We start from the raw sequence: 21192 nt of genomic DNA on the forward strand, positions 1-21192 counted from the left end.
TTGCCCGTCAGAATGAACGCACGGATTCACAAGTGACGTGCATTCAGATCAACGTTTGGCAGACAACGAAGGTTGAGTATGCTTCCCGATACAAAATTCAGGACTGTTACAGAAATACTGCAGTTTCGCGGCAAGATCGAACCGGAGAAGACAGCGTTCATTTTTCTCGATAACGGCGAATCGGAACTGTCTCGACTCACGTACGGCGACCTGGACAAACGCGCGCGCGGCATCGCCGCCAGCCTGCAAGAGATTGCGCAACCGGGCGATCGTGTCCTGCTGGTCTATCCGCCCGGACTGGAATTCATCTGCGCGTGGGTGGGATGCCTGTACGCCGGCCTGATCGGCGTGCCTGCCTATCCGCCGCGCAGGAATCGCCCCGCCGATCGCCTCAAGTCGATCGTGGCCGACGCCGCGCCGGTTGTCGCGCTGACCGACGCAGCCACGCTCGGCGGCATCGCGCATCGCGCGGACGGCTATTCCGACACGCTGGAACTGCGGATCCTGGCGACCGATCAGGGCTTCGACGCACCGGCCGGGCAATGGCGCGCGCCGCACATCACACCGCAGACGCTGGCGCTGCTGCAGTACACGTCGGGCTCCACCGGTACGCCAAAAGGCGTGATGATCAGTCATGCGAACATTCTGAGCAACATGGCGGTCATCGCCGAAGCCAGCGATGCCGATGCGTCGGCCGTGTTCGTCAGCTGGCTCCCGGTGTTTCACGACATGGGTTTCTTCGGGAAGGTGCTGTTGCCGATCTATCTCGGCGTGCTGTCGGTTTTGATGGCGCCGGCGGCGTTCGTGCAGAAGCCGCACCGCTGGCTGAAAGCCATCACGAAGTATCGCGGCACGCATTGCGCGGCACCGGATTTCGCGTATGACCTGTGCGCACGCAAGATTTCGGACGAAGCCGGCGAACAGCTGGATCTGAGCAGCTGGCGGGTGGCATTCAACGGCGCGGAACCGGTGCGCGCGGAATCGGTGGCGCGTTTTTCGCGTGCATTTGCATCGCGCGGCTTCCACGCGGAAACCATGCGCCCGGTTTACGGCATGGCCGAGGCGACCTTGTTCATCTCCGGCCAGCCGGCGCGCTCGCAGCCGCTCGTGGCCGACTTCGACGCCGACGATCTTGCGCAAGGCGTGGCGACGAGAAGCGCGCACGGCAAGCGCCACGCGCTGGTCTCATGCGGCCGCGCCTGGGCGGGGCATCGCCTGCAGATCGTGAACCCGGAAACCGGTCAGCGCTGCCCGCCCGGCCGAATCGGAGAAATCTGGTTGACGGGCCCGAGCGTCGGCGTCGGCTACTGGAACCGCGCCGAGGAAACGGAGCGCACCTTCCGCGCGAGGCTGGACGGCGATGACGCGCGCTACCTGCGCACGGGCGATCTCGGCTTCGTCGATGGCGAGCACCTCTTCGTCACCGGCCGCCTGAAAGACCTGATCATCGTCGCGGGCCGCAATCACTACCCGCAGGATCTCGAGCAATCGGCCGAGGCAAGCCACCCCGCGCTGGCGCCCGCCGCGTCAGCGGCGTTCTCGATCAACGTCGATAACGTGGAGCGGGTCGTCGTCGCCGCTGAAGTGCGCCGAGAAGCGCTCAACACGCTGAACGCCGAAGCCGTCGCCACGGCGATCCGGCGCCAGCTCGCCGAAGTGCACGATGTCGATCTGTATGCGGCGATTCTGTTGAAACCCGCGACGATCCTGCGCACGTCCAGTGGAAAAATCCAGCGCAGCCGAATCCGGCAAGCCTTCCTCGATGAACAGGGGCTCGCGATCGCGGGCGAATGGCGGCGTTCGCTCTCCCGGGAGGCCGCACGCCCGGCCACCGCGGTGCGCGGCACGCGGGAACTGGTGCAATGGTGCATCGAGCGGGTCGCGCATCTGTCGGGCATCGCGCCCGGCAAGCTCGACCCCGACGCGCCGTTCAGCACCTTTGGGCTCGATTCGAAAGACGCGATCCTGCTCTCGGGCGAGTTGCAGGACTGGCTCGGGCAGCCGGTTTCTCCTACGGTCGTCTACGATTTCCCGAGCATTGCCCTGCTGGCGCGCCATTTCTGCGGCGCCGGGCATGCGGCGTCGGACGACACGCCCGTTGCCGCCACACGCGCGGATATCGCCATCGTCGGCATGGGATGCCGCTTCCCCGGCGCCAGTCATCCCGACGCATTCTGGCAGCGCCTGCTGGAGGGCCATGACGCGGTCGGCGCGTCGAACGCACGCGCCGGCGGCCTGCCGACCACGGGATTGCTGGACCAGGTCGATCAGTTCGATGCGGAATTCTTCGGCATCAGCGCTCGCGAGGCGGAAACGATGGACCCGCAGCAGCGCCTGCTTCTCGAGGTGGCGTGGGAAACGTTCGAGCACGCGGGGATCGTGCCCCGGCATCTCGCCGGCAGCCGCACCGCGGTCATCGTCGGCATCAGCAATTCCGACTACGTCCGGCTGGCGCAGGAAGAAGACGCGGATGTCGGCCCGTATGTCGCGACCGGCAACGCGCTCAGCGTCGCCGCCAACCGCATTGCCTACACGCTCGATCTGCGCGGCCCGAGCTGGGCGGTCGACACTGCGTGTTCGTCGTCGCTCGTCGCGGTTCACCACGCGTGCCGCGCGCTGCAGCGCGGCGAGAGCGATGCGGCGCTTGCCGGCGGGGTCAACCTGATCCTGGCGCCGCAATTGAGCGCGTCCTTCACGCAAGCGGGCATGCTGTCGCCGGATGGCCGCTGCAAGGCATTCGACGCGGATGCCAACGGCTATGTGCGCGGCGAAGGCGTGGGCATGGTGCTGCTCAAGCGTCTCGACGATGCGCTCGCGAACGGCGACACCGTGTTCGCCGTGATCCGCGGTTCGGCGGTGAACCAGGATGGGCGCAGCAACGGTCTGACCGCGCCGAACGGCCCGGCTCAGCAGGCAGTGATTCACAGCGCGCTGCGCGATGCCGGCGTGCGGCCGCAGGACGTCGGCTTCGTCGAGGCGCACGGAACGGGCACGCCGCTGGGTGACCCCATCGAGCTGAACGCGCTGACGGCTGTGCTGGGCGAATCGCGCCAACCTGAAGCGCGCTGCTGGATCGGTTCGGTGAAGACCAACATCGGCCACCTGGAGTCGGCAGCGGGCATCGCGAGCCTGATCAAGACCACGCTGGCGCTGCACCATCGCACCATTCCGCCGAACCTCCATTTCCGGTCGCTCAATCCGCATATCGCGCTCGACGACACGCCGTTCCGCATTCCGCAGCAGGTCATGCCCTGGCATCCGGAACACGGGCCGCGTGTGGCCGGCGTGAGTTCGTTCGGCTTCGGCGGCACCAATGCGCACATGATCCTGTCCGAAGCGCCGCACGCCGGAGCGGTCGAAGACGATCCGGCGGCGCCCGCGACGCACGTCGTGACACTCTCCGCGCGCACGCCCGAAGCGTTGCAAGCGCTGGCGGCGTCCTATGCGGCGTATTTCGACGCTCATCCCGAGGTCCGCTTGCGGGAGGTCGCGTCGACGGCGAACACCGGGCGCACCCACTTCACGCGGCGGGCGGCCATCGTCGCATCGAGTCTCGATGCATTGCGTTCACGGCTGCATGCCGTTTCGGCCGGCAAGGCCGCCGACACACCGCCCGCGGTGACGTTTCACTTTTCCGACGACGACGGCGCCAGCGCCGATGCGGTTCGGCAATTGCGCTCGGCGAGCCTCGCTTTCAGTGCGCTGATGCAGCAGCAACCGGACGCGGCCGAGGCCGGCTTCACGGCATTCCAGCGCGCGCTCGCGCAACTGTGGATGTCCTTCGGCATCACGCCGGACGCCGTCAGCAGCACGGGCGACGGGCATCGCGCCGCGGCCTCGCTGGCGGACGTGCCGCAGGCCCCGGACGGCGCTGCGGCGGGCACCCCTGGCAACGTCATCGAGATCGGCGCGCAGGCGGCCGCCTGGGACGCGATCCTGCACACGCTCGCCGAGCTCTACGTCCGTGGCGCATCCGTCAACTGGCATGCCGTCGAGCAGCCCGCCCCGCACCGCCGGCTCGCGCTGCCGACCTATCCGTTCGAGCGTCGCGGCTTCTGGCTCAACCCGCGCGCGCCTCGACATCCGTTGCTCGGGCGCCTCATGGCGCAGCACGCGCATTTGCCCGGCACGTGGATCTGGGAGTCGAGTCTCGACGCACCGGACACCGCCTTTCTCGCCGGTCATCGCGTGAAGGGACCGCCCGTCCTGCCCTATTCCGCCTATGTGGAAATGGCGCTGGCGGCCACCGCGGAGATCGGTGCCGACGGCCATACCACGCTGAAGGACCTCGCACTGCATGCGCCGTTGCCGCTGCATCCGCATGGATCGCGCGCCGTGCAGACCGTGCTGAGCCGCCAGTCGTGGGGACCGTTTTCGTTTGCCGTCTATCACCGGATCGAGGACACGAGCGCTGCCGCGACATGGCAGATCTGCGCCAGTGCCGAAATTCACGAATCGGATCGGAGCCACGCATGAAATTCGGCCTGATGTTCTTCGCCAGCAGTGAAGAGGCGCTGTCCGGCAACAAGTACCAGCTCGTGATGGAGAGCGCGCGCTTCGCCGATGCGAACGGGTTCTCCAGCGTCTGGGTGCCGGAGCGCCATTTCACCGAATTCGGCTCGCTGTACCCGAATCCCGCCGTCCTGCACGCCGCCCTCGCCGCGGTCACCGGACGCGTGCAACTGGTCGCGGGCAGCGTGGTCGCCGCGCTGCACAACCCGATCCGGATCGCGGAAGAATGGTCCATGGTGGACAACCTGTCGAACGGTCGCGTGGGCGTGTCGTTTGCCTCCGGATGGAATCCGGACGACTTCGTGCTCGCGCCTGACAAATACGCGACCCGGCAGGACGACATGCTGACGACGCTGCGCACCGTCCAGAATCTGTGGCGCGGCGGATCGCTGAATGCGAACAATGGCGTCGGCAAGCCGGTGCAATTGCGCATCTACCCGACGCCGGTGCAGCCGGAACTGCCCGTCTGGGTGACCGCCGCCGGCAATCCGCAGACGTTCGTCCGCGCCGGCGAAGTCGGCGCCAACCTGTTGACCCACGTGCTCGACCAGGACCGGGACCAGCTCGCGCACAAGATCGCGCTCTACCGCGAGGCGCGCGTGAAGCATGGCTTCGACCCGGCGACCGGCACCGTGTCGGTGATGCTGCACACGTTCGTCGGCGACGATGCGACGCGGGTGCGCGAGCAGGCGCGCGCGCCGTTCTGCAACTACATCCGCAGCAATATCGGACTGCTGAACGGGCTGGCGCAAAGCCGTGGCCAGTCGGTGGACGTGCGCGCGATGGGCGCGCGCGAACTGGACGAGTTCGTCGAGTTTCTCTATGAACGCTTCGCGCAATCGCGCGGCCTCATCGGGACGCCGGAAAGCTGCGTCGACCTGGTGCGGGACCTCGAGTCGATCGGCGTGGACGAAGTGGCGTGCCTGCTCGACTTCGGTCCGCCGGTCGAGCTGATCCTGGGCAATCTTCCTCACCTGCGCCGGCTGCGGGAGATGTGCGCGCCCAAACGGCGCGCCGAGCCGGCGAGATTCGATGCCGCCGAGGTGCAGGCGCGCTGCACCGAAACGACGTCGGGCGCGGACTTCAATGGCGAAATCCGGCAGTACGGCGTGCAGATCGACGGCGTGTTCGATGCGATCCGGCAGATCTGGCGCACGACCGGTGAGGCGCTGGGGAAAATCAGCCTGCCGGCCGACGCGCTGGCGTCGTCGCAATTTCAGGTGCACCCGGCGTTTCTCGATGCGTGCAGCCGCGTGCTCGCGGCCGCCATCGATCCGGACGCGCTGGAGGCCGGGGGCCTGTACCTGCCCAGTTCGATTGGTGCGGTACGGATTCATCAGCCGCCGTCGTCGGCGGAGGCGTGGAGTCACGCGACGCTGCGCAAGCCGACCGGGCAACCTGCGCTGGAGGGCGATATCCGCGTCCACGACCTCGCCGGCCGGCTGCTGATCGAGATCGATGCGCTGCGGTTGCAGCAGGTGCGTGCCGGGCGCGCCGTCGAGCGGCACGACTTCGCTGCCCTGCTTTATCAGCGTGTCTGGAGACCGTCGAGCGTCGAAGCGGCAGCCGGCGCTTCAGCACATGGCGAGTGGCTGATTCTCGCGGACCGTGGTGGCGTCGGCGCGCAATTGTCGGCCCTGCTGGAAAGCGCGGGCGATACGTGCGCGCTGCACTTCGCCGACGCGAGCGCGGCGCTGCCCGCGCTCGACCGGCCGCTGAAGGGCGTCATCCATCTGTGGAGTCTCGATCTCGCGCCCGCCGATGTCGCCGCGAGACGGCGCGCCAGCGCGAGCGTGCTGCAACTGGTCAGGGCGCTTGCGTCGCGCGCGCCGTCGGCCCGGCAGGCGCGTCTGTGGCTGGTGACGTCGGGTGCGATGAACGTTCTGGATGGCGAATCGACCGCCGTGGCGCAGGCGCCGCTGTGGGGGTTGGGCCGGGCGATCGCGGTGGAGCATGCGCCGCTGTGGGGCGGCCTGATCGACCTCGATCCCGCGCAGCCGTCGGCGACGGACATCGTGCAGGCGGTGCTGGCCGGCGGCCGTGAAGACATGATCGCGTTTCGCGGCGGACAGCGCCACGTCGCACGCATCGCCCGCGACAATCGCGAATTCGTCAGCCACCGGCCGGTCAGGTTCCACCCTGACGCGGCCTATCTGGTGACCGGCGGGCTCGGCGGGCTCGGCCTGCGGCTCGCGGCCTGGCTCGCCGGCAACGGCGCCGGCAAGGTCGTGCTGCTCGGGCGCAGCAAGCCTTCCGCCGCCGCCGAAAAGATCCTGCAGACGCTCGACGCTCGCTTCATTCACGCCGATCTGTCGCGTCGCGGGGACGTTGCGGACGCGATCGACGAAATTGCGCGTTCGATGCCGCCGCTCAAGGGGGTGTTTCATCTCGCCGGCGTGCTCGACGATGCGCTGCTGGCCCGTCAGGACGACGACTTCTTCCATCGCGCCGGCAGCGGCAAGGCCGACGGCGCGTGGTATCTGCACGAGCTGACGGCCAACCTGCCGCTCGACCATTTCGTGCTGTTCTCGTCGATGGCGGCGCTGATCACCATGCCGGGCCAGAGCAACTACGCGGCGGCGAACAGCTTCCTCGACGCGCTGGCGCAGCATCGGCGCGCGCAGGGAAAACCGGCGCTCAGCGTCAACTGGGGGCCGTGGGCCGAGATCGGCCACGCCGCCACCGACTACGGACGGCGCGCGCACGAACAGCTGGGCGCGCTCGGCGTGGGCACGCTGTCGCCCGAACTGGCCATCGCGACCCTCGAACGGCTGATGGCGTCCGGCGTTGCCCAGTCCGGGGTCGCGCGCATCGACTGGCCGACGCTGTTCCGGGTCGATGCGCCGGCTGCCGGGTCGGCGTTGTTTTCCGAGCTGGCGCAACCGGCCGCGCAGCCTGCGCAGCAGGAGACGGCATTGCTGCGCCAACTGCATCCGTGCGCGCCGCGCGAGCGGCTCGAGCTCATCGCCGGCACGCTCGCGAAGATGCTGGCCGAGACGTTGCGTCTGCCCGGCCCCGACGCCATTGCGCCCGAGCAATCGCTGCTCGATCTCGGCCTGGATTCGCTGATCGCGCTCGAACTGACCGACCGCCTCACCAAGGTGTTCGGCAGGCCGTTCCGCGCGACGCTGTTCTTTTCCTATCCGAACCTGCAAGCGCTCGCCCGGTACGTGCTCGGCGAACTGTCACCGTCGCTCCCCGCGCCTGTCGTCGACGAAGCATCCGACGACCTCGACGAGGACGACCTTTCCGAACTGATCGCGCAGGAGATCGGCGCCCAATGAACGCCAAAGCCACGCATGCACTGAAAGCCGCGCTCGACGAACTGCGCCAGCGGCGCGCGGAAATCGCGGCGCTGCGCTCGGACCGCAACGAACCGATCGCCATCATCGGCATGGCTTGCCGCTTCCCCGGCCGCAGCGATACGCCGGACGCGTTCTGGCAATTGCTCGACAACGCGCGCGATGCCGTCACCGAAGTACCCGGCGAACGCTGGGACATCGATCGCTATTACGACCCCGATCCGTCCGCGCCCGGCAAGATGGCGACCCGCCACGGCGCATTTCTCGAACGCGTCGATCAGTTCGATGCGGCGTTCTTCGGGATCGCGCCGCGCGAAGCGACCTATCTCGATCCGCAGCAACGGCTCCTGCTCGAAGTGGCCTGGGAGGCGCTCGAGAATGCCCATCTCGCGCCCGAGCGCTTCCGGCAGTCCGCCACGGGCGTGTACGTCGGCATTACCTGCTTCGACCATGCGATCCAGGTGTCCAATGCGGCGATGCCGTCGAGCAGCTACGCCGGCACGGGCAGCGCACTGAACATGGCCGCGGGCCGGCTGTCGTTCGTGCTGGGCCTCACCGGCCCGAGCATGGCGATCGATACGGCCTGCTCGTCGTCGCTGGTCTGCCTGCACCTCGCCTGCGAAAGCCTGCGCTCGCGCGAAACCGGCATGGCGCTCGCGGGCGGCGTCAACCTGATGCTGTCGCCCGAGGTCATGGTCAGTTTCTCGCAAGCGCGCATGCTGTCGCCGGACGGACGCTGCAAGACCTTCGACGCGTCGGCGGACGGCTACGTGCGCGGCGAAGGGTGCGGCATGGTGGTGCTCAAGCGCCTCGCCGACGCGCTCGCGGACGGCGACCGGGTGCTCGGCATCGTGCGTGGCACGGCGGTCGACCAGGGCGGCGGCGGCGGCGGGCTGACCGTGCCGAGCCGTGATTCGCAGGAACGGGTGATACGCCGTGCGCTGAACCAGGCGGGCCTCGCGCCCGGCGACGTCTCCTATGTCGAGGCCCACGGTACCGGGACCTCCCTCGGCGATCCGATCGAGGTCGAAGCGCTGGCGGGCGTTTACGGTCCCGGCCGTACGGCCAGCGAGCCGCTCGTGATCGGTTCGGTCAAGACCAATATCGGGCACCTCGAATCCGCGTCCGGCATCGCCGGCCTGATCAAGGTCCTGCTGTCGTTCGAGCACGACCGGATTCCGGCGCACCTGCACTTCACGCAACCCAATCCGCATACGCCGTGGCAGGACATCCCGATCCGCGTCGCGGCCGATCCGGTCGCATGGTGTCGCGGGGAGCGCCGGCGAATCGCCGGGGTCAGCGCGTTCGGATTCAGCGGCACCAATGCGCACGCGATCGTCGAGGAACCGCCGGTCGCACCGGCGCACGCGGCGCAGCGCCAGTTGCTGCTGCTGTCGGCCCGATCCGAAGCGGCGCTGGCGGCGCTCGCGTCACGCTACGAGCGCGCGATCGCCGGCGCGACGCCGCAGGAGCAGGCCGCCATCTGCCGTGCCGCCGCCACCGGGCGGAGTCACTATCCGTTTCGCACGGCCTATGTGTCGGGCGGGCGGAGCGCGTCGGCGGCCGTGGCGCGCACGGGCAAGGCGTTGCGCCTGGGCGCCCGGTTCGGCGTGCCGGACACTGGCGTCGCGCGCGCGCTCCACGCATCGGAACCGCTGTTTCGCGATGCCTTCGACCGTTGCGCGGTGCCGCTGGAGGCGCTCGATACCGACGCGGGCCGCTTCGCGGTCCAGTTCGCGTGGGCGGAACTGTGGAAGGGATGGGGCATCCGGCCGGCCGTCGTGTCGGGACACGACATCGGCGAATATGTCGCGGCCTGCGTGGCGGGTGTCGTGAGCGTGGCCGACGCGCTGCGCCTCGTGGCCGCCCGCCGGGACGCCGACGCGTTGCGCGCCGCGCTTCGGGACATGCCGCTCGCACGGCCATCGGTCCGCCTGATTTCCGGTTGTCTCGGCGCGGAGGTGACCGACGAGGTGACACACCCGCAGTACTGGCTGCAGCTTGCCGGGGCGCCGGATCAGCCCGACGCGCCGCACGTGCCGGAGGGGCTCGCCGACGGCTGGCTGCCGCCACCCTGCGCCGGCGAGGCACTGGAGCACGCACTCGCAGCGCTGTACGTGCAGGGCGGGCAGTTCGACTGGCACGCGCTGTTCCCGGCGCCGGCCCAGCCTGCCACCACCTTGCCGAACTATCCGTTCGAGCGGCAGCGGTTCAGCCTGGAGAAGATCCCGTCGCCCGTCGTCGGCATGGATGCCGGCAGCATCGACGCCGCGTTGCGGCACCTCAAGTCGTCCGGCAAATACCCGGAAGACGTGCTGAACGTGTTTCCGGACCTGCTCAGGGCCGCGTTCACCCCGGCCGAAACCGGCACCCCGGCCACGCCTCCGCTCTATCACGTGGTGTGGGAGCAGCAAGCGGCATTGCCGACGGCACGGCTCGCCGCCGACGCGTCCCCGTGGCTGATCTTCGCGGACGAGAGCGGTGTCGGCGAGCGGCTCGCCGCGCTGCTGCGCGCACACGGCGCGTCGTGCGCGCTGGTACGCCCCGGCCGCGACTATGGCGGCGGCGCGGAAGCGGGCTGGCAGGTCGCGCCCGAGCAGCCGGACCATTTCGTGCGCTTGCTGAACGAGACCGCCGCGCCCGGGCAGCGCATCGTCTTTTTATGGGCGCTGGACGAAGCCGTGGGCGCGTCACGCATGTCCACCGCGCTGCTGCATCTCGTGCACGCGCGGGCCGGCAGCGAGCGCGAGCGGACGTCTTCGATCGGGCCCAGGATCTCGGTGGTCACGCGCGACGCGGTGGAAGCCGGCGAAGCGCCCCGCGTCACGGGGCTCGCACAGGCTGCACTGTCGGGCCTGGCACGCGGGGCGATGATCGAGCATCCGGAATGGTTCCGCACGGCGATCGATCTCGATCCGGCCGCGCCGGCGGGCGAGACGCAGGCGCTGCTTCAGGAACTGCTCGGCGAGCACCGCGAAGAACAGGTGGCGTTGCGGCGCGACGTGCGCCATGTCGCGCGCCTGAGGCCGCTCGCGCAAGCCGACACGGCCGCGCTGCGGGTCGATCCGGACGCGGCCTACCTGATCACCGGCGGGTTCGGCGCGCTCGGACTGCACACCGCGCGATGGCTGGCGGCGCGCGGCGCGGGCACGCTGATCTTGGTCGGCCGTCAAGGGGCGGCGAGCGACGAGAGCCGGCGGGCGATCGACGAGCTGCGCGAGCGCAATGTGTCACTGCGCTGCGAGCGCCTCGATATCGCGGATCCGGTGGCGGTCGCCGATTTCTTCGCCGCGCTGCGGCGCGACGGCGTGCTGCTGCGGGGCATCGTGCATGCGGCCGGCATCGTCGGCTACAAGCCGATCGTGCAGGTCGAGCGCGCGGAACTCGACGCGGTCCTGGAACCGAAGGTCGCCGGCGCGTGGCTGCTTCATCAGCACAGCGCGCCCTTCCCGCTCGATTTCTTCATCCTGTTTTCGTCGATCGCATCCGCATGGGGCTCGCGTGACCAGGCGCACTACAGTGCCGCGAACCGCTTCCTCGACGCGCTCGCGCATCATCGCCGCGCGCTGGGCCTGCCGGCCCTGAGCGTGAACTGGGGGCCCTGGGCACAAGGCGGCATGACGTTCCCCGAGGCGGAAGCGCTGCTGCGGCGCGTCGGCATCCGGTCGCTGGCGGCGGATCGCGCGCTCGACCTGCTGGATCACCTCCCCGCCGTGCCGCAGGCGGCGGTCGTCGATATCGACCTGGCGCTGTTCCAGGCCTCGTACGACGCGCGCGGGCCCCGCCCCTTCCTCGACCGCGTGCGGGTGACCGGCACCGCCGCGGGCGCGCAGGCGATGCCGGCATTGCGCAACGCATCGCCGCGCGAGCGCAAGCGTCTGCTGGCGGACAGCATCGACCGCGCGGTGGCCCAGGTGCTCGGCTACGAAGCGGGGACGCTGGATCGCAATCTCGGCTTCTTCGAGATGGGCATGGATTCGCTGATGGCGCTGGACGTGCGCACGCTCGTCGAAACGGCGCTGGGCATCCCGTTGCCGGTCGCGCTGCTGTTCGATCATCCGACGGTCAACGCCCTCGCCGATTTCCTGGCGGACCAGTCGTCCGGCACGACGCCGGACGCGCACGCGACGCCGACGGAGGTCGTGCCGCCGCGGCCGGCCGCGGCGACCGTTGCGGCCCGCGAGACCGGCACGCCGGAGCCGATCGCGATCGTCGGCATGAGCTGCCGTTTTCCGGGCGCCGCGCACGACCTCGATGCCTACTGGCAGCTGTTGAACGACGGCGTGGATGCGATTTCCGAAGTGCCGCGCGAGCGCTGGGACGTCGACGCGTACTACGACCCCGATCCGGAAGCGCCGGGGCGCATGTATTGCCGCTTCGGCGGTTTCCTCGGCGACGTCGACCAGTTCGATCCGGCCTTCTTCCGTATCACGCCGCGCGAAGCAGCCGCGATGGACCCGCAGCAGCGCCTGTTGCTCGAAGTCAGTCACGAAGCGCTGGAGCATGCCGGGATTCCCGTCGACGGTCTCAAGGGCAGCCGGACCGGCGTCTTCGTCGGCATCACCACCAACGATTACGCGAACCTGCAGCTTCGCAACGGCGACGGCAGCGGCATCGACGGCTATTTCTTCACCGGCAATCCGCTCAACACGGCGGCCGGCCGCATCTCCTATGGACTGGGCGTGCAGGGACCGAGCATGGCGATCGACACCGCCTGCTCGTCGTCGCTCACCGCGATCCATCTCGCCAGCCAGAATCTGCGAAGCGGCGAATGCGATCTCGCGATCGCGGGCGGCGTCAACCTGATCCTGTCGCCGGACAATTCCATCGCCGTGTCGCGCACGCGGGCGCTGGCGCCGGACGGCCGCTGCAAGACCTTCGACGCGGCGGCGGACGGCTTCGTGCGCAGTGAAGGCTGCGGCGCACTGGTGCTCAAGCGCCTGTCCGATGCGCTCGCCGCAGGCGATCGCGTGCTGGCCGTGCTGCGTGGTTCGGCCGTCAACCACGATGGCGCATCGAGCGGCTTTACCGCGCCGAACGGTCGCGCGCAGGAAGCCGTCATCCGTCAGGCGCTGGGCGGGCTGCCCGCCGCCTCCATCGATTACGTGGAAGCGCACGGCACCGGCACCCCGCTCGGCGATCCCGTCGAGGTGCAGGCGCTCGCGACGGTATTCGGCGAAGGCCGTGACGGGGGCCGGCGGCTGCGGGTCGGCTCGGTGAAGACCAACATCGGCCACACGGAATCCGCCGCCGGCATCGCGGGGGTCATCAAGGTCGTGCTGTCGCTGAACCACGACCGCCTGCCCGCCCACCTGCATCTGCGCCGCCCGAACCCGCTGGTGCAGTGGGACGCGCTGCCCGTCGAGATCTGTGCCGAGGCGAGTGCGTGGCCGCGCGGCGAGCGGCCACGGCGAGCCGGCGTGAGCGCGTTCGGCGCGAGCGGCACCAATGCGCACGTGGTACTCGAAGAAGCCCCCATGCCGGCGCAACGGGCGACACCGTCGAGACACAACGTGCATCCGCTGGTGCTGTCGGGCAAGACGCCGGCGGCATTGCGCGAGCTTGCCGGGCGCTATCAGCGGCGGCTCGAAGCCGAACCGGGTCTCGATATCGCGGCCGTGGCGTTTTCGGCGGCGGCCGGCCGCTCGCATTTCGCGCACCGGCTGGCGCTGCCGGTGACCTCCGTCGAGGACGCCATCGACAAGCTGCGTGCCTTCCAGGCCAAGGAACCTGCGGGCGCGGCGCGGCCCGCCCCGCGCGTGAAGATGGCGTTCCTGTTCACCGGTCAGGGCTCGCAATACGCCGGCATGGGCCGCCGCCTGTATGACGCGTATCCGGTGTTCCGCGACGCCATCGACCGCTGCCGCGCGGTGGCCGATCCGCTGCTCGACAAGCCGTTGCTCGACGTGCTGTCCGCGCCGTCCGAGGACATCCATCAGACCGGCTACAGCCAGCCGGCCCTGTTCTCGCTGCAGTACGCGCTCACCACGTTGCTGGCGTCGTTCGGCGTGGTGCCCGACGCCGTGATGGGGCACAGCGTCGGCGAGTACGCGGCGGCTTGCGCGGCCGGCGTCTTCTCGCCGGAAGACGGCCTGCGGCTGATCGCCGAACGCGGCCGGTTGATGCAGGCATTGCCCCGCGACGGCGAGATGGCGGCGATTTTCACCGACCTCGCCACGGTCGAGCGCGCGATCGAAGCCTGTCCGCACGAGGTCGCGGTGGCCGCCGTCAACGGGCCGGCCAGCATCGTGATTTCCGGCAAGCGCGAGCGCATCGCACTGCTGGTCGACGCGTTTGCCGCGCAGGGCATCCGGTCCGTGCCGCTCAACACGTCGCACGCGTTTCACTCGCCGCTGCTCGAGCCGATGCTGGACAGCTTCCAGGCCGCGGCGCAAGCCGTGCCCGTCGCGCGCCCGGCCATCCCGTTCTATTCGAATCTCACGGGCGCCGCGATGGACGAGGCGCCCACCGACGCGTACTGGCGCCGTCACTGCCGGGAGCCGGTGCAGTTCGCGAGCAGCGTCGAGCGCCTCGCCGAAGCCGGTTTCAACCTGCTGGTCGAAATCGGTCCCAAGCCGGTGCTCGTCAACCTGGCCCGCGCGTGCTGCGCGCCGGATGCCGGGATCCAGTTCCTGGCCCTGCAGCGGCCGCAAGTCGAGCAGCAGGCGCTGATCGAAACGCTGTCGAGCCTTTATGCCCGGGGCGTCGATGTCGCCTGGGCCGCAACCGAAACACCCGCGCCCGTGCGCGTCGCCTTGCCGTCCTATCCCTTCCAACGCAGCCGTACCTGGTTTCAGAAAGCGGACACGTCCATGACTCAGACAAGCGCATCACCCATCGCTGCAACGCCGACCCACGACCGTAGCGGCGAGGTTCTCGAATGGCTTCGCGGCAAGATCGGCGAATTGATCCAGGCCGATCCCGCCACCATCAACATCGACCTGCCGTTCCTGGAGATGGGCGCCGACTCGATCATCCTGATCGAGGCCATCCGGCACATCGAGAAACAGTACGGCGTGAAGACGGCCATGCGCCGCTTCTTCGAAGACCTGGCGACGGTGCAGGCGCTCGCCGAATACATCGCGGACAACCTGCCGGCGGAAGCCGCGCCGTCCGAGGCCGAGGCCGTGACCGTGACCGTGGTCGAGCCGTCCACGGTGGCGCTCGCACCGTCCGCGGAGGGGCGTGTGCCGCCCGCCGCCGCGCCGGTGGAATGGGTGGCGGCCGAAGGCGGCTCCACGGTCGAGCGCGTGTTGCGGGAGCAGAATCAGCTGCTGTCGCGCGTCATGAGCCAGCAGATGGATCTGCTGCGCACATCGCTGACCGGCCACGCCGACGTCCGGCCGGCGACGGTCGCCGCGCAAGCCGTCACGAACGTTGCGAACGTCGCAGCCAAGGCCGCGATCGCGGTGCCGGCCGCCACGCCCGCGGCGAAGCCCGCGCCGGCAACTGCGGCCGCGACCGGCAACCGGCCGCCCAAGCCGATGATGCCGTGGGGCAGCCCGGTCGAACAGCGGGCGCGCGGCTTGTCCGCCGTACAGCAGGAGCATCTCGAAGCGCTGATCGTGCGCTACACGACGCGCACCCGGAAATCGAAGGAATCGGTGCAGGCGTCCCGCCCGGTGCTGGCCGACAGCCGGGCCACGGTCGGCTTCCGCTTTTCGACCAAGGAAATGCTGTATCCGATCGTCGGCGAGCGCGCGGCCGGTTCGCGGCTGTGGGACATCGACGGCAACGAGTACATCGATTTCACGATGGGCTTCGGCGTGCATCTGTTCGGCCACACGCCGGACTTCATCCAGCATCAGGTCAGCCGCGAATGGCAACGCCCGCTTGAACTGGGCGCACGCTCCAGCATGGTCGGCGAAGTGGCCGCGCGCTTTGCCCGCGTCACCGGCCTCGATCGCGTGGCGTTCTCGAACACCGGTACCGAGGCGGTCATGACCGCGATGCGGCTCGCGCGCGCCGTGACGGGGCGCGACAAGATCGTGATGTTCACGCATTCGTATCACGGCCATGCCGACGGCACGCTCGCCGCGGCGAATGCGGAAGGCGTCACGGAAACCATCGCGCCCGGCGTGCCGTTCGGCTCGGTCGAGAACATGATCCTGCTCGACTACGGCAGCGACGCCGCGCTCGAGGCCATTCGCGGCATGGCGTCGAACCTCGCGGCCGTGATGGTCGAGCCCGTGCAGAGTCGCAACCCGTCCCTGCAGCCCGTCGCGTTCCTCAAGGAACTGCGCCGCATCACCGAAGAGGCCGGCGTCGCGCTGATCTTCGACGAAATGATCACCGGCTTCCGCGTCCATCCGGGCGGCTCGCAGGCCATGTTCGGCATCCGGGCCGATCTCGCGACCTACGGCAAGATCATCGGCGGCGGCCTGCCGCTGGGCGTCATCGCCGGCACCACCCGCTTCATGGACGCCATCGACGGCGGCATGTGGACCTACGGCGACCACTCGTTCCCGGTCGCGGACCGCACCGCGTTCGGCGGCACGTTCTGCCAGTACCCGCTGGCGATGGCGGCCGCGCTGGCCGTGCTGGAGAAGATCGAACAGGAAGGCCCGGCGCTGCAGGCCGCGCTCAACGAACGGACCGCGCAAATCGCCGGCACGTTGAATGCGTTCTTCGTGGAGGCCGAGGCGCCGATCAAGGTCACGTGGTTCGGCTCGATGTTCCGCTTCGAATTCACCGAGAACCTGGACCTGTTCTTCTATCACATGCTCGAAAAGGGCATCTACATCTGGGAATGGCGCACCTGTTTCCTCTCCACCGCGCATACGGATGCCGATGTCGACCGGTTCATCCGCGCGGTGAAGGACAGCGTCGCCGACCTGCGCCGCGGCGGCTTCATCCGGCCGCACTCGAAGCACGGCACGGTCGCCGCGCTGAGCGAAGCGCAACGCCAGCTGTGGGTGTTGTCGGAAATCGATCCCGAAGGCTCGCTGGCCTACAACGTCAACACCACCCTCGAACTGAAGGGCCGGCTCGACGAAGCCGCGATGCGCGCCGCCGTCCAGGGCCTGGTCGATCGACACGAGGCGCTGCGCACGACGGTGACGCCGGACGGGTCGGGCCAGATCGTGCATCCGTCGCTGACGCTCCGGATTCCGCTGATCGACGCGGACCAGGACGCGTGGCGGGACCAGGAGAGCCGCGAGCCGTTCGACCTGGTGAACGGCCCGCTCTTTCGCGCCGCGCTCGTGCGCCTGGACAGCGAACGTCACCTGCTGGTGATGACGGCCCATCACATCATCTGTGACGGCTCGACGTTCGGCATCCTGCTCGAGGATCTGGCCCGGGCGTATGCCGGCGCCGCGCCGGCCGCGGCACCGCTCCAGTTTCGCGAATACCTGAAGCAGCTCGACACCCAGCGCCACAGCCCGGAAACGAAGGCGAATCGCGCGTACTGGCTCGCGCAGTGCGAGCGCCAGGCCGAACCGTTGAACCTTCCGGCGGACTACCCGCGGCCCGCGGTGAAGACGTTTCACGGCAAGCGCGTGTCGCTGCATCTGGACGCGGCGGCGGCCGCGCCGCTGCGCACCGCCGCCCGTCAGAACGGCTGCACGCTCTACATGGTGCTGCTTGCCGGCTTCAACCTGTTCCTGCACCGCATCGCCGGCCAGCAAGAGATCGTCACCGGCATCCCGGTGACCGGCCGTTCCGTGGCCGGCAGCGATCGCCTCGCCGGCTACTGCACGCATCTGCTGCCGCTGCGCTCCACGCTGCCCGAGCAGGCCACCGTGGCCAACTTCCTGGCCGGCACCCGGCAGAACCTGCTCGACGCGCTCGAGCACCAGGACTATCCGTTCGCCGAGCTGGTCCGCGAAATCGGCGCGCAGCGCGATCTCAACGCCGCCCCGCTGGTATCGGCGGTCTTCAATCTGGAGCCCGTGTCGGCGCTGCCCGGCCTGCCGGGCCTGACGGTCGACCTGGTTGCCCCGTTGATCCGCCACACCGCGTTCGATTTGAACGTCAACGTCCTCGACTCGGGGCAGGCACTCCTGATCGATTGCGACTACAACACCGATCTGTTCGACGAGCGCACCGTGGAGCGTTTCCTCGCGATCTACCGGACCCTGCTCGCGCGTCTCGCGGACGATGCGTCGGCCGCCGTTGCCCGGCTGCCGTTGACGAGCGAAGCGGAGCGGAACCTGCTGACCGTCGAGTGGAACCGGACCGAAACGGAGTTCGGCGAGGCCGCCGCGCAACCGCTGCACCGCCTGTTCGAACAGCAGGTCGCGCGCACGCCCGATGCCGTCGCCGCCGTCCATGACGACGACACGCTCACCTACGCCGAACTCAACCTGCGCGCCAACCGCCTCGCGCACCGGCTCATCGCGCGCGGCGTCGGGCCCGACGCCCTCGTCGGCGTCGCCATGGAGCGCTCGCTCGACATGATCGTCGCGCTGCTCGCAGTCCTCAAGGCCGGCGGCGCCTACGTCCCCGTCGACCCCGACTATCCCGCCGAGCGCGTGCGCTTCATGATCGAGCACGCGCAGTTGCGCTGGCTCCTCACCCAGCAACATCTGCGCGACGCGCTGCCCGACACCGAAGCTTCCCTGATCGTCGTCGATTCCAGCGAACTCGACCTCGATCTCGACGCCGTGGCCAACCCCGAGCCTGATCTGAACGGCGATAACCTCGCCTACATGATCTACACGTCCGGTTCCACCGGCCGGCCCAAGGGCGCGCTCAACACCCATCGCGCGATCGCCAACCGCATCCTCTGGATGCAGCACGCCTACTCGCTCGACGCCGACGACGCCGTCCTGCAGAAGACCCCGTTCAGCTTCGACGTCTCGGTCTGGGAATTCTTCTGGCCGCTCGTCACCGGTGCGCGCCTCGTATTCGCCCGACCCGGCGGACAGCGCGAGACCGACTATCTGGCCGAACTCATCGAGCGCGAACGGATCACCACGATTCACTTCGTGCCGTCGATGCTGCGTGCCTTCCTCGACCATCCGGACCTGGACGCGCACTGCACGTCGCTGCGCCGCGTCGTGTGCAGCGGCGAGGCACTGCCCTACGACCTGCAGCAGCGCTGCCTCGAGCGCCTGGACGTCAGGCTGTACAACCTCTACGGCCCCACGGAAGCCGCCGTCGACGTGAGCGCATGGGAGTGCAAGCGCGACGACCCGCACCGCATCGTCCCGATCGGCCGGCCCATCGCCAATACCCGCCTTCATATCGTGGACGCGCACATGCAGCCCACGCCGCTCGGTGTGGCAGGCGAACTGCTGATCGGCGGCACGCCGGTGGGGCTCGGCTACCACGGCGAACCGGAACTGAGCGCGGAGAAGTTCATCGCCGATCCGTTCTCGACCGACCCGCGGGCGCGCCTCTACCGTACCGGCGATCTCGCGCGCTACCGCCCCGACGGCAACATCGAGTTCCTCGGCCGCATCGATCACCAGATCAAGCTGCGCGGCCTGCGCATCGAACCCGGTGAAATCGAGGCGGTACTGACCTCGCACCCGCTGGTCGACGCCGCCGTCGTGGCGCTGCGCGGCGTGGACGACGGCGCGAAACTCGTCGCATGGCTGTGCGCGTCGCACCCCGAAGCCGAACTGATCGAAGCGGTCCGCGGCCATCTGCGGCAGCGGCTGCCGGATTACATGGTGCCGTCGGCGTTCGTCGTCGTGACCGCGTTCGAGACCCTGCCCAACGGCAAGCTCGATCGCGCGAGGCTGCCCGAACCCGGCGACGGCCCGGACCACGTTGCGCCCGCCAACGCGCTCGAAGCGCAGTTGACGGCCATCTGGCAGGAAGTGCTCGGCCAGGCCCGCATCAGTACGACCGCCCATTTCTTCGAGCTGGGCGGCAATTCGCTGTCCGCGACGAAGGTCGTCGCGCGCATCCGTCGCGATCTGCAGGCGAAGCTGGAAATCCGCAGCCTGTTCGCGCACCCCACCATTGCGGGTCTCGCGAAGCGCATCGCCGATACGCAGCCGATCGATTACGTGCCCGTGACGCCGCTGCCGGCGCAGACGCACTACGAACTCTCCCCCGCCCAGACCCGGCTGTGGGTCCAGGATCGCCTCAATGCGGGGCAAGCCGGCGGACCGCTGCCCACGTCCCTGCTGTTCGAGGGCGTGCTCGACGTGGATGCGCTCGTGCGTGCGTTCCGCGCGCTGAGCGAACGTCACGAGATCCTGCGCACGCGTTTCGTGCTGGCAGGCAATCAGCCGGTCCAGCAGGTGCTGCCGCCCGGCGAAGCGGCCTTCCCGGTCGAGGTCGTCAATCTGCAGGATGCCGAGAACCGGGACGCCCAGGCCATCTCGATCTACGAGAGCGAACGGCTCGCGCCGATGGATCTCGCCGCCGGCCCGCTCTTCCGCGTCAAGCTGCTCAGGTTGTCCGAAGTCCGGCACGTCTGCCTCTGCACGATGCATCACATCGTGAGCGACGGCTGGTCCACGGAGGTGCTGCTCGACGACCTGTCGAAGCTCTATGACGCGTTCGTCCAGCGTCGGGACAATCCGCTGCCCGCCCTCTCGATCCAGTACAAGGATTACGCCGGCTGGCTGAACCGCCTGCTCGCTGGGCCGGACGGCGCCCGCATGAAGGACTACTGGCTGGCCAAGCTGGGCGGCGGCCTGCGCGCGCTGGCACTGCCGGGCGACGTCGAGCAGCCGGCCGCACCGAGCTGGAAGACCTGGCGGTTCGAACTGCCCGCCGCCGAGACGACGGCGCTCGATGCGCTCGGCAAGCGTCACGGCGCGACCTTGTTCGTCGCGCTGCTGTCCGCCATCAAGGCACTGTTCTACCGCCGTTCCGGCCAGGAGGACATCGTCGTCGGCACGCCGGTCGCGGGCCGCGAGCTACCCGAACTCGAGTCGCAGGTCGGCCCTTACCTGAACGTACTGGCGCTGCGCGATCGCGTCGCCGGCGACGACCGTTTCGACACGCTGCTGACCCGGGTGCGGGACACCACCCTCGAAGCGTTCTCCCATCCGCTGTATCCGCTGGATCGCCTGCTCGACGAACTGCACATCAAACGCGTTGCGGGACGCAACCCGCTCTTCGACATCGGCCTGACGCTGCAGAACCAGCGCGAGGGCGCCGTCGATCGCTACGCGGGACAAGTGCACATTGCCGAGCAGCCGGACCACGATCCGCAACGCGCGGACACGGAAGCCGCGACGGACTTCTGGTTCCTGGCCGAGCCGCGCGCCGAGGGCCTCGCGATCAGCGTCGTCTATCACGCAGGGCGGTTCAGTGAGGCCCTGGTGCAAGGCCTTGCCGACGAGCTGACGTCCGTCATCGGCGAAGTGCTTGCCGATCCGGGCGTTCGCATCCGGAACCTGACCTTGGGACACCGTGCGCTGCACGCCGAAACCCGTCAGCCGACCGTCGAACTCAGCGCATTCTAAGG

General features: G+C 69.0%; 3 protein-coding genes. All 3 read left to right on the forward strand.

What is annotated here, in order from left to right; genetic code table 11:
- Positions 1 to 78 precede the first annotated feature (78 nt).
- From VL15_RS08540 to VL15_RS08550, 3 genes are read left to right on the forward strand one after another with little or no spacing between them, the layout of a single operon-like run.
- Positions 79 to 4476 (forward strand): beta-ketoacyl synthase N-terminal-like domain-containing protein, encoded by a 4398-nt coding sequence (locus VL15_RS08540; protein WP_048244868.1) that lies wholly within the window; start codon positions 79 to 81, stop codon positions 4474 to 4476.
- Positions 4473 to 7796: a type I polyketide synthase gene (locus VL15_RS08545; protein WP_048244870.1), complete on the forward strand. Its 3324-nt coding sequence runs from the start codon at positions 4473 to 4475 to the stop codon at positions 7794 to 7796. Before VL15_RS08540 ends, VL15_RS08545 begins: the two co-directional genes overlap by 4 nt.
- Complete coding sequence (locus VL15_RS08550; protein ID WP_048244871.1) at positions 7793 to 21190, forward strand: hybrid non-ribosomal peptide synthetase/type I polyketide synthase; 13398 nt, start codon at positions 7793 to 7795, stop codon at positions 21188 to 21190. Before VL15_RS08545 ends, VL15_RS08550 begins: the two co-directional genes overlap by 4 nt.
- Positions 21191 to 21192: the final 2 nt, after the last annotated feature.

This window comes from Burkholderia cepacia (assembly GCF_001039005.1).
GTDB classification, from domain to species: Bacteria; Pseudomonadota; Gammaproteobacteria; order Burkholderiales; family Burkholderiaceae; genus Burkholderia; species Burkholderia theae.